Origin of the sequence: Bacteroides finegoldii DSM 17565 (assembly GCF_000156195.1) — a bacterium.
Taxonomy (GTDB): Bacteria; Bacteroidota; Bacteroidia; order Bacteroidales; family Bacteroidaceae; genus Bacteroides; species Bacteroides finegoldii.
This window is the reverse complement of record NZ_GG688332.1, coordinates 37476-54456: the sequence shown is the minus strand read 5'-3', so window position 1 is coordinate 54456 and position 16981 is coordinate 37476. Positions and strand designations below refer to the sequence as shown.

Genomic DNA, 16981 nt, shown 5'->3' with positions numbered 1-16981 from the left:
ACTTTGACGATATTTTTTAAGCATATCGAACTCGGTAAAACCTAAACAAGGTTCGATTTCTGAGATTTTTTGTATCTTTACCATGTGTTTTTATTTTTAATTCCCCCCGTTTTGGCCGTCAAACCGTTTTTTTTGGGGGGGGGATGCTTAAAGATACAAAAAAGGCAACTAATTCGCAATGAAGTAGTTGCCTTAAATTTTATTATTTTAGGAATATCCCTAAATAGCGATATTCCATGCTAAATATAATATTAAATTGTTCAGAACATATCGTAATAACTTGATAAATATTTACATAATGAGCTACAATTTTGATATAAAAAAGTAAAAGACACCCCATCGTAATCCCTACGATGAGGTGCTTCTATTAGCAATATAATGCTAAATTAACACTAAATTATTAAGAGAGAGATTTATTACTTTTCTTTTGGTGCAACTTCCGGAGTAACCAACTTCTTTATCGATTTCGTATTCAGATACAAAAAAGCCAATCTCGGGTTTACTTCCTGTGTAACCAGTTGCAATGAGTCTGGAGACAAGAGCCCAATACGTTCACGGGTCTTATATACTTCTACCTTTCCATTATCTTCCTTGCTGAATCCTTCGATAATCAAATAACCATCCTTATCAATCTTCCAAGTTTTTAAATCCAAAGAGGGAATATTGATTGCAGAGCACTTCCCACCTTTTTTAAATTCAAAACCTTTCAGTTCACCTGTCGATTTATAAGTATAAGGATTACACCATTTACCAATAATTTTTTTCTCCACTTTGTCCTGTCCGTAGCTACTGAATGCAAAACAAGACAGAGCCATAGCTGTAATTAATAATTTCTTCATTTTATTTATTTTTCTAGTAAATCATATTTCTGATCAATCCCACGTTCTCTTAAATGAATACCCTCTTTCATCCAACGCGGTTCTTTTGTTCCTTTCAGGTAATAGTCGAAAAACTGCATCATCCGGATAGTCCAGTCTTTCTGAGCACCTCTGCCCATTACAAAATGCCCCTCACCCTTGTAATTCAACAACCATGCCGGACGTTGCAGACGACGCATAGCCAAATAAAGAGCACGGCCTTGTTCATAAGCAACAGCCTCATCCTCATCATTATGCAATATCAACAAAGGCGTATGTATCTTATCAGCCTCCAATATTGCAGAACTTGCCAGATACTTATCTTTTGCCTCCCACAAAGTCTTTCCCATACGACTTTGTGTTTCCTCATACATAAAATATCGTGGCAGACCGCTTCCATTACGTATTCCTAAATAGCCGGTCACCATATCCGTGATAGGAGCCGCTATATTAGCACAGGTAAAAATATCTGTCTTGGTTACCAAATATGATGTTTGATAGCCAGACCAACTATGTCCTTGCAAACCTATTTTCCCGGGATGTGCTATCCCCTGCTCTATCAGATATTTTGTTCCGCTTACTACAGCATCATAACAACTCTGACCGGGGGTTCCAACCGTGAAATGTACATCCGGCATAAACACAATATAACCGTTGCTAGCAAAATATACAGGATCTCCCAACGCGCTGCTTAACAACGGGGCATGATAAATATTCAATTCACCGGAATGAGTCTCATAAAACTGTACCAACACCGGATATTCTTTTTGAGGATCATAATCTTCAGGCAAATAAAGCAACCCTTTATTTTCTTTATTCTCATAATTGGTCCACTTTACCAATTTAACTGTACCCCATTTATAATCCGCTTGTTGAGGGTTGACATTCGTCACCCTTACCGGATTTGAAAAGTCTGCTTTACTCCACCACAAATCTCTAAATTCTGTTATATTCTGACGATTCCAGACGCAATACTTATGATTATCGGAAAAACGGTATATATTATATGTATAAGGGCCTTCCATCAGTTTTTTCAGACGCCCTTTCATATCAAGCTGATAAACCCCCTCATCCATTGTGTTTTTATCCCAAAGACTAACAATGACAGTTTCATCCTTCTGAAAAACGTCTTTATCTATATTACTCGTCATTTTACGAATAGACTTGCCATGTTTGCGACCATAACCTTTAGTCAGACACTCCGGCTGTCGCTCTCCGGTCAAATCTACTTTCCACCAGTCATATGCATCATACAGAAATACATGATTCCCGTCAGCCGTCCACCCAGCTATTCCATAAGCAGGAGCAGGAGCTGGTTGATCATAACTTTCCACGAACATCGGATAACCGATAGCATCTGATATATTTACAACCTTACCGGTAGCACCATCAAATTTATTCCAAACCTGCGCAATAGGATCGTACATTACCGCCCACTTACCATTCACCGACCATTTTGGAGTAGTACGATAACTACGTCCGATCAATTGTTTTACACCTGTATGCACATTCACTGAATAAACATCAAACGGCAACTGGTCCAACCATTCACGTTGCATCTTATACGGAGATTCATCCGTGTAAAGCACATAATCCAATTTTTCCGCTCCCGACGGTAAGAGTAAATCTACAGTAGATGAAGCTACTTCAGTAAGCTTTTTAGAAGAAATATCATAAATATACGTCACCGACTTATCTTGCCTATAACGTCCACCTCTTTGTAAAGTCGGAACCTCCATTTCATTCCATGTCCACAACTCCAATTCAAAGCTCTTGTCCGGTTTCTTCTCCGGTTCTTCCCTTCTACGTGAAATTTGCTGTGAGCCCCGAAGTTCAAGTTTCAGAAAATTATGGCTTTTAGACAAGTCAATACGTCCGATAGACATACCATCAGGCAAAACAATCTCTTTCCGGTCAAAAAACAGGTTACAACCCGGCTTCTTTAATGAGAAAGCATACCACAAAGAATCATTTATACTAAACTCTCCAGTCATCTCTTTCTCATTAAAACTATAAGAAGAAGGCTCCTTCTTTATAGAGCTTTGATAAAGAGTCTTATATGGACCAGCTAAAGGACCATAGCATAACTCGTTTCCGCCGGACTTTTTACGAATGAAAAGAATAGAACGTCCTCCGTCATACAAGGTATGATAGCCGATACTGTCAATATGAAAAGCAACCTCTGTTTTCAGATGACGTATCACCAGCCTGTTAAAAGCCGGAACATGATTTGTAGTATCTTTGGGTACATTAATAACCGAAATTGAATAAGGGGTCCCTTCTACAGGGTGAAAATCCTCTTGGTGCTTCCATTCGGTCTTCATTCCTGAAGGCAACGATAACAAGATTGTTTTCATTACTCCCCCAGAGTCTGTCTGTTGATAAAAAGCTCCCTGGTCCTTATTATAAAATTCCAATCTTTCTATATCACCATCCAACAATATCTCTTTTCGAGTATGAGAATCAAATAGATGCAATGGCTTCTCTTCTCTGTTATCCGGATTATATTCCATTAACGATATACGGTAAGTCACCCATCTGCCTGTCGGTGAAATATCCGGTGCATCAATACGCTTCCATAATGTACATGCCTCTATATCCAACGACTTTTTCTGAGCCTCAACCGGAAGATTAGCTCCTAACGCCAACCCCACTATAACCCCTATATACATAAATATCCGATTCATCTTATCTTCTCCTGTCATCTTTAATCATATCTTTATTCAAATCAACATCAAAATCAGCCGAATTATCATATAGCAGCAAACGGGCAAAATGACGCCACATCTTATGTTCAAAAAATTCTTCAGACTCACCGAAGAATCCGTGCGTGCATTTCGGTAATACAAACAAATCGAAATCCTTGTCTGCCTTAATTAATGCATCCGCCAGACGCAATGTATGGGCCGGATTTACAGTTTTATCCATCGCACCCGTAAACAATAACAAGCCATGTTTGTAGTTCTTCGCCAGCTCCTGATTCGGGCGCACACGAACACTGTAATCATAAGTTGTACTTTCCACTCCCAAACTATCTTTAGTCGTTTTCACCCTTTCGTCTACACCGAAATGAATCTCTACAAAACCTTTGTTGTAAATGCGATTGTCATGATTACCTGCCGACGAAACGGCAGCCGAATAAAAATCGGGATAAGTGCAAATGGCAGCAGCCGACATAAATCCACCACCTGAGTGCCCGTAAATACCGACTTTAGTAATATCAATAAACGGATAGCGGGCGGCCAGTTGCTCAATAGCATACTTGTCATCCGCCAACGGATAATCGCGCATATTGTTGTATCCGTAAGTGTGATAAGCCTTCCCCCGCATCGGAGTACCACCTCTATGCCCTACAGTGATTACAATAAATCCCAATTGCGCCAAACGTGTATTATAAACATCGTTAATCGTAAAGCGTGTAGGTACATATTCAAAAAATGGCCCCGGATAAACATTCGAAATAATAGGATACACTTTCGTCGAGTCAAAATCAGCAGGTTTCCACATCACACCATACAAATCGGTCACCCCATCGGCAGCCTTTACCTTAAAACGTTCCGGTGCTTTCCATCCCATCTCATAGACAGGCTGAAGATCCGGTTTCTCCAAGGTCATGATTATCTTTCCATTCCGGTTACGAACCACATTTACCGGTTCCTGCGAAACAGTAGAGTAAGAATCTACCAAATATCGGCAAGACGGAGAAATACTGACCTCATGTGAAGCATTCTCCGATGTAAGCAGACGAAGCGTATTCGAACGGTCCAACTGTGCCTCATAAAGAATATAATAATAAGGGTCGATTTCCTTCTCTCTACCGTAACCATAAAAATAAATTTTACGTCTAACAGTATCAATCTTCGCTATCGGACCGGCTACCCATGTACCATCCGTCACTTGATTTTTCAGGTTACCGGTAGCCGTATCATAAAGATAATAATGTCCCCACCCATTTCGTTCAGAGCGGAAAAGGATTTCTTTTCCGTCATTCAGGAAGGAAACATTACGCATCTGGTAGTCAAGGTAAGGCTTGTTTTCCTCATGAATCACGACACGGACTTTTCCCGTCTCCACATCCACTTCACAAATATCCGCCTGATTCCACGTGCGGTTATAACGTTGAAAATACAAACGCTTTCCATCTCCCGAGACGTAAAGGACATCGATATATTGATCCGGCCAACGGTTAATATCAATCTTCTTCACTTCACGGCTATCCACGTCACCAATTAACAATTCATATTGGGTAACATATTTATCGCCTGCAAGCTCGGCTTTATATGTCTTCAATGTCGGATAAGGAGTATCCAACGAGTTGATGAGCCATGAATCACGAACTTTCCGATTATCTTCACGCACGGCATAAAAACGATGAGTACCCGGAATCCAATGAGCGGATTCGGCTCCAAACCGTCCTTCTGATTCTCCTTCTTCTTCACGGTTGAAAGTATAATGCCTTTCCCCATCAGCGGTTAATTTTACAGGTATGGTATCCTGCCCCTTTTGAGGATTGCCTACAAAATACAAATTATGACGGCTTGCATATAAAAAGAAAAGACTGTCCGGCGAATATTTCATCCAATACGGGTCAGCATTCCCATAAGAAGGCTTTTCATTAAGCTTCTCCAACACTTTCGTATGAATATTATACGTATAAAGCCCACGGTCAAAATCAATGCGAATCGTTTCGTTATCTTTCATAAAGGTGAAAGACAAATATGGATCTGCCGAAGAATAAGCTTTCTTTGTATATGCTGCAATTTTGCTTAATAGTTCATCCGTATCAAATAACAAACGTTTTTCTTTCTTCTTCGGATTAACATAATAATATTTCTTTCCTTCACGTGTCGTAAAAGAATAATAGAAACAATCCGTATCGTTAATAAATGTCGGCCTGACTTCTGTCGAATACTTTACTATAGGATTCTGCTCCAACAAACGAAACTTCTCCGCCAGCTTATAATTCGCCTTCTGCTGTGCGCTGACAAAGCTGCATACCAACAAGGCAACCACCGGACATGCATATTTGAAGAGGGAGTTTTTCATAAATCTTATCTATTGTCCTATTTGTTGCGGTTAATGTCTCCCCAATAATCCGCCCGGTCATCTCCCAGCAGATACTTTGCAAAGAAACGATACATTTTTTTCTCAAAATACTTATCAGCAGAGCCATATCCATGACCGGCACCCGGAATGACAAGCATATCAAAATCCTTGCCGGATTCAATTAAAGCATGTGCTAAACGATAAGTATGAGCCGGATTTACATTTTTATCTTCATCACCGGTTACAAGCATCAAATGCCCCTTCAAATTCTTCGCAAGCTCGGCATTTGTTTTCACGCTAAATTTATATTCGTATTCTTTTCTCTCATTACCTAAACTATCTTTCACAGTCTTTTCTATCTCCCTCACACCATTATAACATTCTCCCCATCCGCGATTATAGATATAATTATCATGATTACCGGAACAAGAAACAGCAGCTTTATAAAAATCCGGATAAGTCAAGATAGCTGATGCTGCCATAAAGCCACCACCCGAATGACCATAAATGCCCACCTTATTAATATCAATAAATGAATAGCGGCTGGCTAATTGCTCGATAGCATATTTATCATCTGCTAAGGGGTAATCACGCATATTACCATAACCAAAACGATGATATGTCTTTCCTCGCATAGGAGAATCACCGCGATGTCCTACAGCGATTACGATAAATCCCAATTGTGCCATACGCGAACTGTATCTGTCGGATAAAGAAAATCCAGTAGGTACAAATCCGAAATAAGGTCCGGGGTAAACTACAGAAATAATCGGATATTTTTTATTCGGATTAAAATCCGAAGGTTTCCACATCACGCCATATAAATTAGTAGCATTATCAGCAGCCTTTACCACAAACCGTTCCGGCTGTTTCCATCCGGCATCATATACAGCCCGTAAATCCGGCTTTGCCAACTCAACGATAGTCTTTCCCTGATCATTCTTCAAAAGAATTTTCGGTTCCATATCTACTCGTGAATAAGTATCAACATAATAACGTCTCGACTGCAAAAAATGAGCATTATGCTGCCCGTCTTCTTTACTGATAAGCGTAGCCCCTTCCTTATCAATATTTGCTTTATACACCCTGTAGTAAAAAGGATTAACGTCCTCATTACCATAACCGTAGAAATAAATTTCTCGTCCCAATGTATCAATAGCCACAATATGACCACAGTTCCATTTACCGGATGTAATAGTATTCTTTAAATTTCCATCTCCGTCATAATGATAATAATGCCCCCATCCGGTACGTTCCGAACGGAACAAGATATCTTTTCCATCATTTAATATGACAACGTTACGAGCATGAGGATCACGATAAGGTTTATCCACTTCATGAATAATTTCTTTTACCTCCATCGTATTTGTATTTACAGAACAGACATCCACTTCATCCCACGTTCGTTTAGTGCGTTCAAAGAACACCAAATCGCCTTTGGAAGAAGTTTCAAACACCATTACATACTGATCAGGCCATTTATCAACATTCGCTTTCCTGGCTGTTTTATTCACCGCATCAATAATCACTAATTCATATTGTGTTACATGCTTGTCACCCGGAAATTCATATTTATATTTTTCCAATTGGGGGACTTTAGATAAAGAATTAATCACCCAAGAATCACGTAATTTCCGTTCATCTTCCAAAACGAAGTAAGCATGGCGGCTATCTTTACACCAACGCGCATTGGTAGCCATTTCTTTATCTGGTTCGAATCCATCCCGCTCTCGTGCATACGTATAATAAGGCATCCCGTCGAAAGTCAATTGCACTTCGGTAGTATCCATTCCCAATGCCTTATTTCCCTTTACATAAAGATTGTGGTTCTTTGCATATAGAATATACTTTCTGTCCGGAGAAAAATTCATCCAAGAATATATAACTTCTCCCTCCGTCCTTTTATCGTCATCTGTCTTTCTGATTTCTTTCAACTTACGATTTATGCGATTATACTCATAAGTTTTGCTTCTATGTTCAAAAGTAAATGACTTCTGGTCTTTGGAAAATTTAAATTCATGGAATGAAAAGTCCTTAGGATCAATTGTTTCTCTCGTCAACTCCGTAAGAGCCATTGCCATTTCATCATTGTCAAACAGCAGTTCCCGTTTGCCATTTGCCGGAGTCACATAATAATAGAATTTCCCGTCTGTTGTCTGAAAATCAAACCAGAAATTATCTGTACCATTAATCTCATGCGGATAAATGGCCAAGCTATTTCTGGAAAGTTTTCCACCTAAATCAAAAGCATTGAACTTCTCTGCAAGTTCATAATTAGCCTGTTGCTGAGGTTTGGCAACAGTAACCAAACCTCCGGCAAATAAAGCCAATAGTATTCCAAATTTATATCCCATATCGTGTCTGGATGATTTTTTTTTTTTAAATTGAATGATACAAAATCTCGGATAGAGCCATATTTGTAAATAATATCTACAATATTGCCAAAATTATTATTCACCGGGGTCTCAGCCTTTGGATCCGGGAAAAGCTGATTAATCTTCACATCTGTAGCCAACGCCTGTTTGTCTTCCGTTTCCCAAACTTCATAAATGCCAAACGTGCCATCCTCTAATGCTACTCCTAATTGCCCGTTATGTTCCGGTTGCCATTTAGCCGGTTCTCCAGAATACCATACATTAATATCATTAGCAGCCAATGCCTTAACAGGAGAATCAAATGAATGCAACTTTTTCAACACCGCTTTATCACCTGCCCCATATTGAAAATACCACAAATCGTTTCCATTAGCAATTACCACATACTGCTTGATATTAAATACTGCCATATCTGTATATCCAGTCAAGCCATCAAGTGAGAATTTTTCAAATACTTTGGTAGAAACTCTGCTTGAATAGCTATAGTTTCCCACTTTCCATTGAAAATATAACAGTTCATACTGAGAACCGTTACGTACAATTGCGACCCAACTAGGTTTAACATCCTGATACCCCTCATCATTTGAGGTTGCCGGCATTATAGTAAGCAATTCTCCATTCCCCAATTTATATCTATCATCTACAGGATCTTCCTCATACTCTCCTGTTTGTACACTATGCACTCCACTGCTATAAGTCGATTCCTTTATACTAGGATCAGCATAAGAAACAACTTCCGCATCATCAATGATCCCCACAATTTCATTATCCGCTGTGTAAGCCGGAATAGCTCCATGATGCTTATTGAGCTTAAAGCTTGGATAAACTCCCTTGAACTTTTTATCCTTTCCCAACGGAAAGGAGGTATAAGCACAAGAATGAAAATCACTGGCAAAAGCCGTACCCGCCCAATAAATATATCCATCGGAATTTAACAAAGCTTTAGCGGAAAAAGTCATAGCAGCAGCCTGAGGATGTAAACCGGCTTCCGGCAAATCTCCTCTAAACTCATCCTCTGTATAAACAGAGCGCTCTAACGTGCTACCGTTCAGTTCCACCCAGCGGTCCTGCATCACTCCCACTTCATCACTTGTCTCAAAAACTTCACCATACGGACCTAAATAACCTGCATTCAAAAACAACCCGACCGGGTTAGATCCCAATCCATCCGAAACCTTCTCTACTACTTGATCATACACAAGCGAGTCTCTGTCAATCTCAGCTATTGTTGTACCATCAGTAACCGTCATCTTATGAAGAACCGAACTGGCACCGACAAAAGAAAGTTCAGACTCCTGAGATTCACCTTCTCTCAATATCAACCAACCACGAGTGAATGGTGAACGTACCCTAAGCGTACAACTCCTGGAAAACTTAACCCCGCTTTTATTATCGATTACTGTATAAGTAACTTCATGTACCCCCCCACGCTCAAAACTGAAAGTGCAAGAAGGCCCGGTTTCTTCCGGCAACAATACACCATCCAGTCTCCATTCATAAGATACATCCGGATTTTCCTTATCAATAGTAAATTCAAAAGTCGGAGTAATAGTCAACTTTTGAGCATACGAAAGAAAATATTCGTCTTTCATTCCTCCAATCTCTCTCCCCTCCAACTCGTTAAATTCACTATAATCATAGTTGTTTTCATCATCCAGGCAACCTGAAAAACTCATTATGCCAGCCAAAAAATATATATATATCAATATTCTTTTCATACTATCATTAATCTTTAATTATCCTACAACCGGTATTTCAATAATCGCACCTGTTTCATCCCTCAACGGATCATCAGGATCTCTTCCAGCGTTTATTTCTTCTACCATATACTTTAATTGCAAAGAATATTTGCGCAATTTCACCTTATCCTTACCATCGAACAATACATCATCATTCTCCTGTAACACTTTTAAAAACAGACGGTACTTGGTATCCGAATAATCTCCCAGATAATACCAGTCAACCGAACTGTACTCACCGTCATATAGGTCTTTATAGTCCCACCATTCAGGTTTTACAAGACGGTCTGTCACAGCAATGATAGCCCTGGAATAGGTGGCTAAGCCTTCACTGACTTCACCACCTGCATTTATTTTTAATGCAACATACTTGGTAACCGTCTTTAAATCATCCGAATTTTTCAGCTTTACATAAATCGTATCCAATAGTTGTCCGTTTTTAAAAATGCATTTTTCCGGCAAAATACATTGGGATGCAGGATAAGTAGACAGACTCTCATCTATCCCGATAGTAAATTCCAGATCTTTATCCTGAACTTTACCGGAAATAGCCACTTCTATCGGCACTTCTGCTATTTTCACATCCATACCTTCTTCCATAGGATAAAACTCAAAACAAATTCTAGTCGTATCTTTTGTTATGTCTTTATTAAAGTTGATATAAGATACATCATTACCATTAACAACCAGTCCTTCTTCTTGACAGGAAATAAAGAATGACATGCCCATGCATACCATTACTCCCGCAAACAATATATCTTTTGTTCTCATAAGTTTTTATTCTTTTTAAATTAAATAGCACTCTCCGATTCGGGCAACGGCAACACCATGTTCTTTTCAGTCGCTTGTACTTCTTCCCTTCCTTTCATTGTCCTCATTAAACGCTTGAACATGAAAAAAGTCTGTCCTTCTCCCAGAAATTCTCTCTGAGCGTCATTCACAAGAACATCCATAAAATCTGCTTCTGTCACATTGCCTAAATCATCTTCAACTCCTCTGCCTTTTTTCACAAGCTTCAAATAGTCTTTCGCTTTGTCCAGATCTTTTTTATAAATAGCTTCTGCAGCAATATAATAGACCTCCGACATACGGAACATAGGTACAATCATGTTGTTGACTTCAGCATATTTATAACTATTCAACTGCTCGTAATATTTTAATGTACGATAATCACCACTCTTTCTCTGTTCCATTTGATTGCAAATTCGCCAGTCCGTTTCCAAATCATCACCATAACGTTCTCTGGCAATAGCAGAAGAAATACCTAAAAAATATTCTCTATCTGTACTACCTTCAGCCTTATCATCAGAATGATTTATCAAGCGATCCCACTCCACCTGGTCTGTAGGAGAGTAAAGTGCAAATATAATGTCATCATACATTTTCAAATTACCATCTTTTATTCTCTTCAGCGCCTCTTCTCTATCAGTCAGTGCAGCAAATAAATCACTTTTCTGAATAATAATATCAGCTTGTTCATATGCCTTGTCAGGCATACCTGCATACAGATACACACGAGCCAATTCGGCAGTAACGGCATAATAGTTCAACCGAAATCCACGACTAGCCTTAAACAGGTTTTCGTCATTCTTTACTTCTTCAAAACGGTCGCTCCAATTTGAATTCTGATCTACTTTCAACAGCAGATCCTGCGCTTTCCGCAAGTCCTTAATAATTTGCTCCAAACAATAGGAAACCGTCTCACGATTATTAACATAAGCCGGATAGGTGTTTACATATGGAATAAATGTACGCTCTCCCGGATTCATAGCAGGTGAAGGAGCATATACACGTAACAAATCAAACTGAAGGTAAGCACGCAAACCGATGGCTTCTCCCAAAATCATCCGGCGCTCCGACTCTCCTTCATAAAAAAGTGTACTATCAGCCAATTCCGCCTGTTGCGCCAACTCATTACAATTTGCCACTATATTCCATGCATCACTCCACATTTGGTCTGTAGTTGGAGTCAGCTCTAAATTTTTAAAATCCAGAATCTCAATTTTCTTCATAGGCTGCCCGCCATTGGCGATTGCAGACAGTTCCATATCATATACCTGCCCCCAAGCATCTATAATCCCCCATTTCAGATTACTGCCATAAATACTCCATGAAGTCATTTTACGGTAGATACCATTCAATGCTGCACGGTATCCATCTCCTGTTTCAAAAAGAAATTCCTCTTTGATTTGATCGGACGGATATACATTTAACCAATCATTACATGATGTTCCTAAAGTTGCTATCGTCCCTAGTAAGACAATCGTTTTATATATCTTTTTCATATTTCTTTCTCCTTTTATCAGAATTGTGCTTTTAACGAGAAATCCACCTTCCAAGATTTGGGATAACTCAAACCGCGTTCCTGCCGAATAGAATTCCAATTAATAAAATCACTGGAGCTCATTTCCAACCGTAACATATTCATATGTAAATGCTTCTTAATCCATTCCCTGTTAAAGTCATAACTTAATGTCAAAGCACTCAGTCGAATATACTTTTTATCTTGCACAAAACGGGATGTCGGTAAAGTCGTTAATTTACTATCTGCAATATTTTTAAATTCGGCAACATCTCCGGGTTTTTGCCACCGTTGGGTTAGAACACGCAAGTCTACATTACCATTAGCAATATCTGCGTTTTCCACCCGATCTACCAAAGTCTGATTATACTCCTGACCTCCAAACTCATATTGAAAAGCAGCGAATAAACTCCAGTTCTTATACGTAGCATTCAGACCTATTGAGCCGTTTAGCTTTGGTTCAGTATTACCCACAACCACCTCTTGGCTTGCATCCCATGTATCAGTAATGCTACCGTCTCTGTTCAAGAATAGCTCTTTTCCTGTAGTCGGATCAATACCTAAAGAACGGACTGCCCAAATAGAAGTCAATGATTCCCCTTCCGCATATTGCGAAATCGGAACTGCGTAATTGGCATCTTTTAAAGAAGTATTATAAATTGCCTGATATTGTAATTCTTTTTTATAAAATTCCGCAACACGTTCATTATATGCTTTCTGAGAATCAGAAATCTTCAATATTTTGTTCTTATTATGAGCCATATTTCCCCATAAAGCAACTGACCAGTTACGATCTCTGTAAATATCGGCACGTATCTGCATTTCAAAACCTTTGTTCTCAACCTCACCCATATTATTCTTGTAGGTGGAGAAACCTGAAGTTTGTGACAGTGTCACATCATTAATCAAATCAATTGTTTTCTCATAATAATAGTCCAAATCAACTGTTAAACGTTGATTAAAGAATTGGGTCTCAATACCAAAATTGAATTTGTCAGTCTTTTCCCATGACAAATCTTTATTACCCAACGCCTTAAGAACAGCTCCATAACCTGTAATATACCATTCATCAAATAAAGTTTCATACATAGTAGTTGCTGCATAAGCTGGGAAATTCACTTTACCGGTACGACCATAAGATGCACGTACCTTCAATTTATTAATCTTCTCATTTCCTTTCAGGAAATCATAATTATGAATGTTCACACCCAAACCACCGGAAAAGAAAGGTGCCCATTTCTGATTTGCACCAAATTCGGAAGAGCCGTCAAAACGAACGGAAGCATCGGCCAAATAAATATCATTCCAAGTATAATTCAGAGTAGCCAATATACTGACACGACGTGTCGTATTTTCTGTAAGAGTCGGCTTTTTGTAAATTTCGGAAGCATAATTCAACGAATTAAACTGACCGGACGGAAAACCACGATATTGGGCAGAGGTGTTCTCAGTATTATAAGCAGAGGCTTCCCAACCACCGGAAAAGTTAAAGTTATGGTTTCCAAAGCTACGGGTATAATATAAGAAAGCATTAGAATTCCAACTCAAGCTACTACCTTCACCGGTGAACAAATCACCCTGCAATTTGGTATCCGTAGTACCATAAACTGAAACTTTAGAAGATAACGGATCATAAAAACGCTCACTACTGGTATATTGTTTAGTTACGCTAAACTGACCCTTAACAGTTAAATAATCGTTCAAATACCAGTTTACACTCAGATTATCTATAATTTCATCATAAGCACTCCACTCATAATTGCTCAGTGTGGCTTCATATAAAGGATTATTAACAGAATTACTACCTTTCCTAGAATAGTACAACTGCTTCACCAAAGTACCATTTTTATAAGGAGTCTCATAGGGCAATAAACTTGTATAATCACTGAAAGCACCATAAGGAGATTCCTTCGACTTAGTATGTCCAAAACTTACCGTATTTTTTACTTGTAGTTTTTTTACTCGATAATCCAATGAAAAACCAATACTATAACGGTCACGTCCTGACCCTTTCATAACCCCATTACCACCATTGTATGATGCATCAACCCCATAACGTAAATTAGGAGTACCACCTTCTATATAAAGGCTATGTTTATGGTCAAAAGCATTACGCAAAGGCAAAGACAACCAATCTGTATCTATACCACTTTGAATCAATGCATATTTTTCATAATATTTATTCAAACCATCTGCCGTTGTGTTGTTGCCATTATTACCTTTGTCATACAAACCTGCACGACGTTCTATCTCTAGCTTTTCAGATGCATTAGCCAGATTATAGTCTCTCAGATCCGGCATTTCCAAAGTTCCGGTAAAATTATAAGAAACACGGACTTCTCCCGGCTTTGGAGCAACTGTAGTGATAACTACCACACCGTTTGCAGCACGAGAACCATAAATAGCCGTAGCAGCTGCATCTTTTAAAATTGTCATACTCTCAATACGGGTAGGGTCCAAGTCATATATCTTCTCGATACTCACCTCAAAACCATCCATAATGAAAGTAGGAAGGTTAGGATTATTTTCGAGATTTGATTTGGAGAGTTGATCTTTATCCAGTTCTTTTACCCCAAAGCCGGAACGGCCACGTATATACATCTCCGGAAGTGCGTTCGGATCGGAACCGAACTGGGCATTGCTAACCAAGCGGAAAGAAGGGTCGAATGTCTGCAAAGCACCGATTACGTTGGTCTGCGACACCTTGCGTAAATCATCACCCGAAATCTGCGTAGAACTACCGGTAAAACTAGTCTTACGCACATTACTATATCCTGTTACTACCACATCATCCAATGTCTTGACATCATCCACCAATGTTATCTCGAGCATTTTCTTACGAGAAGCATCTACCTGGAGAGTCTGCTTTTTCATACCGATAAAAGAGATTTCCAAAGCTACTTTATCATCTCTCACATCCAGTGTAAATTCACCTTCAATATTGGTGGAAGTCCCTGTACGGGTTCCTTTCACAATAATACTGGCTCCCGGTATAGGTTCTTTATTTGCATCAAATACCGTACCACGGATACGATTTACCCGCTTCTCTGTATGCATCCTACGAATGACAACAATACCATCTTTCATTGCATAATCAAATCCTTTCGGATTCAAAATCAGCTTAAGGGTCACTTCCCATCTCTCATTTTTCACATTAACAGATACCGGAGAAACTCCCTTAAACATTTGCGAATTATACAACATATTCACTCCTGTCTGCTTCTTCACTGCATTCAAAGCCGTCTCGATTGAGACATTACGCAGATTCAAAGTCACCGTCTTGTCTTGTGACGGTAAAGCCCATGTGCTAAGCGTGCAGCACATCGCCACTAAAAAACATAGCAGCCATCGTCTTTCTCTCATAAATTAACAATTAAACTTATCTAATACTCTATTTTACTCCTAATTCTCCCATTTTACCATAAATCAAGATATTCCGACCACTGATCTTATAAGTCAGATCACCGGTCAGTTCCAATGCCTCAAGGAATGAGTTGATTGTTCCGTAGCGCTTCAAACTACCACTATAAGTTATATTGCGTAAATTTTCGGTTTCATAATATACTTGTATGTCGTACCAACGTTCGAATGTCTCCATAATTTCTCCTAAAGAACGATTATTAAAAACATACAAACCTTCTACCCAACCTACATACTCCTCCAGATCCACCGCACGTTTCTCCGAACCATTAGCCGAAACAATTGCCTGTTCACCCGGCAAGAGGGTGATAACTTCCGCATTCGGTGCAGAGAATTGTACTTTACCACGGACCAATGTCGTATAACAGGCAGAAGCATTGATATAAGCATTGACATTGAATGCAGTACCGAGCACAGTCACCTCGCCAAAACGAGTCTGTACGACAAAAGGATGTTCTTCATTTTCAACAACGTCAAAATAAGCCTCACCCTCCAAAGCTACAATCCTACGTTTGCCGGTGAAACGCACAGGATAGGTCAACTTGGAACCTGCATTCAAATGAACAGTCGTTCCATCCGCAAGTATTACCGTGTTCTCTCCTCCACGCGGTATGACCAGTTCATTTGATTTTTCCGGTTGCTCTTCAACGTTTTTTTCTTCGTGTTGTGTTGCAGCGGTTGTTTGATAAGACAGTACTCCTTCTTTATATTTTACCTGAATGCCATCTACTACCACATTTACTTCTTTTTTATCCACATCAATGACACTGCCATCGGTCAAAGTCAATTGTGCCTGTTGTGTACCCGGCTGGATCAAAGTCTTATTTTCTTTTTCCGGTGAAGTGTAATTCGACACATAAAAAGAAAGTCCTATTGCCAAAATGACAACAGCGGCAGCAATATACCATCCGATGCGAAGAGAGCGGCGTCTTTGTCCTTTCGGCTCAACTTGTCCTATCTTTTGAAGGAAAGACCGATAAGCTTTTCTCGATGAATATTTTTGACGTTCCTTAAAGGCTGCGCTCAACGTCCCGCCATCCTGCAATTGAGTGTATATCTTCCGCAACTCCGGACACTCTTCCAATCGCTTTTCAAGCTCTTGTTGCTCCGCTTCGTCCGCTTCGCCAAGAAGAACTCTTCTCATCAAAACGGCATCTTGATATACATTTTCAAACTTATTCATCTTATTGACCATTTTTAATTAAACGACTGTTTAATTTCTCTTTATTATAGATATACATA

9 protein-coding genes are annotated in these 16981 nt (G+C 39.3%); all 9 read right to left on the bottom strand.

What is annotated here, in order from left to right; all coding sequences use genetic code 11:
• Nucleotides 1-416 precede the first annotated feature (416 nt).
• The 9 genes from BACFIN_RS03180 to BACFIN_RS03220 are packed head-to-tail and all read right to left on the bottom strand — an operon-like array spanning nucleotide 417 to nucleotide 16922.
• Nucleotides 417-839 carry a lipocalin family protein gene (locus tag BACFIN_RS03180; protein ID WP_007757125.1) on the bottom strand — a complete coding sequence of 141 codons (423 nt, stop codon included), beginning with the start codon at nucleotides 837-839 and terminating at the stop codon, nucleotides 417-419.
• Nucleotides 840-844: 5 nt separating this feature from the next.
• Nucleotides 845-3562 carry a S9 family peptidase gene (locus BACFIN_RS03185; RefSeq protein WP_007757123.1) on the bottom strand — a complete coding sequence of 906 codons (2718 nt, stop codon included), beginning with the start codon at nucleotides 3560-3562 and terminating at the stop codon, nucleotides 845-847.
• Nucleotides 3546-5903 (bottom strand): S9 family peptidase, encoded by a 2358-nt coding sequence (locus BACFIN_RS03190; RefSeq protein ID WP_007757121.1) that lies wholly within the window; start codon nucleotides 5901-5903, stop codon nucleotides 3546-3548. Before BACFIN_RS03190 ends, BACFIN_RS03185 begins: the two co-directional genes overlap by 17 nt.
• A 17-nt stretch (nucleotides 5904-5920) precedes the next feature.
• Nucleotides 5921-8257 carry a S9 family peptidase gene (locus tag BACFIN_RS03195; RefSeq protein ID WP_007757120.1) on the bottom strand — a complete coding sequence of 779 codons (2337 nt, stop codon included), beginning with the start codon at nucleotides 8255-8257 and terminating at the stop codon, nucleotides 5921-5923.
• Nucleotides 8140-9996, bottom strand: a complete 1857-nt coding sequence (locus BACFIN_RS03200) for a PKD-like family lipoprotein (RefSeq protein ID WP_007757119.1) — start codon at nucleotides 9994-9996, stop codon at nucleotides 8140-8142. The genes BACFIN_RS03195 and BACFIN_RS03200 overlap by 118 nt, the downstream gene beginning before the upstream one ends.
• 18 nt (nucleotides 9997-10014) lie before the next feature.
• A complete protein-coding gene (locus tag BACFIN_RS03205) occupies nucleotides 10015-10788 on the bottom strand; it encodes a DUF4843 domain-containing protein (RefSeq protein ID WP_007757118.1) in 774 nt (257 codons plus the stop codon).
• A gap of 20 nt (nucleotides 10789-10808) precedes the next feature.
• Nucleotides 10809-12302 carry a RagB/SusD family nutrient uptake outer membrane protein gene (locus tag BACFIN_RS03210; RefSeq protein ID WP_032839895.1) on the bottom strand — a complete coding sequence of 498 codons (1494 nt, stop codon included), beginning with the start codon at nucleotides 12300-12302 and terminating at the stop codon, nucleotides 10809-10811.
• 17 nt (nucleotides 12303-12319) lie between these two features.
• Complete coding sequence (locus tag BACFIN_RS03215) at nucleotides 12320-15682, bottom strand: SusC/RagA family TonB-linked outer membrane protein (protein ID WP_007757116.1); 3363 nt, start codon at nucleotides 15680-15682, stop codon at nucleotides 12320-12322.
• Between the two features lie 28 nt (nucleotides 15683-15710).
• On the bottom strand, nucleotides 15711-16922 hold the full coding sequence (locus BACFIN_RS03220) for a FecR family protein (RefSeq protein ID WP_032839902.1): 1212 nt from the start codon (nucleotides 16920-16922) through the stop codon (nucleotides 15711-15713).
• Nucleotides 16923-16981: the final 59 nt, after the last annotated feature.